The organism is Prevotella sp. BV3P1, from assembly GCF_000479005.1.
Taxonomy (GTDB): domain Bacteria; phylum Bacteroidota; class Bacteroidia; order Bacteroidales; family Bacteroidaceae; genus Prevotella.
Map to the genome: position 1 here is coordinate 1 of NZ_AWXC01000038.1, position 1,059 is coordinate 1,059.

At 43.9% G+C, this 1,059-nt stretch carries 2 tRNA genes and 1 rRNA gene; all 3 read right to left on the minus strand.

What is annotated here, in order from left to right:
* Nucleotides 1-215: 215 nt before the first annotated feature.
* Nucleotides 216-289 (minus strand) — tRNA-Ala (locus HMPREF1254_RS07045).
* Nucleotides 290-461: 172 nt separating this feature from the next.
* Nucleotides 462-535: transfer RNA gene (locus HMPREF1254_RS07050), tRNA-Ile, on the minus strand.
* 282 nt (nt 536-817) lie between these two features.
* Nucleotides 818-1,059 (minus strand): 16S ribosomal RNA (locus HMPREF1254_RS07055); the annotation flags it as partial.

The window sequence follows — 1,059 nt, forward strand, 5'->3', positions numbered from 1 at the left end:
AATGGGCGCAATGCTCATGTCGAAAGCGGCCGGTTGGTCACTCATACTTTCAGCTGTATTGCTTTGATTATCAAGTCTTGCGACTTGTGTTCTACTTTACAGTTTCGCTTGTGTCAATATGTCAAAGATCGCTGGGAAACTTTGAACTTTGAGATTTGAACTTTGAACTTTTTAACTTGTGAAGTCCTTTGTTCCTCAAAGACTGTTCCCGTGTGTGGAGAATAACGGATTCGAACCGTTGACCCCCTGCTTGCAAAGCAGGTGCTCTAGCCAGCTGAGCTAATCCCCCAGGTTTAATTCATAATTGTTAATTCATAATTCATACCATTAATGAATCAGCAATTGATCGAATTATTTTTTAAGAGGCAGAAGTTAATCCATGTCAAGTCATATCATTCTAACTAACTATTCTAATTAGTTTAATTATGAATTATTAATTGAGAATTATGAATTAAAGACTGTAGTCCCAGGCAGACTTGAACTGCCGACCTCCACATTATCAGTGTGGCGCTCTAACCAACTGAGCTATAGGACTGTGATTCCCGGTGTTCATTCAAGTCGCAGGGCCGCGTACTCTTCTTCGCCCGGCTTCCTTTTTCTCTCTTATATCTAAAAAACAGATGTAGCAGTACAAGAAATACCTTGAGTCATCTTGTGGCGGCTCCAGGCTGGTTTCTTACAAACCTTGATAAGAAATATCACCTTATAAATCCTTCGTGCAATTCTTGTATCATTCATCAACCTGCTGGCTGTTTTAATTATGAATTATGAATTCTTAATTATGAATTATGAATCGCACTCGTTGTTTCGCCTCCAGAAAGGAGGTGTTCCAGCCGCACCTTCCGGTACGGCTACCTTGTTACGACTTAGCCCCAATCACCAGTTTTGCCCTAGGCCGTTCCTTGACGGTTACGGACTTCAGGCACCCCCGGCTTTCATGGCTTGACGGGCGGTGTGTACAAGGCCCGGGAACGTATTCACCGCGCCATGGCTGATGCGCGATTACTAGCGAATCCAGCTTCGTGGGGTCGGGTTGCAGACCCCAGTCCGAACTGGGAA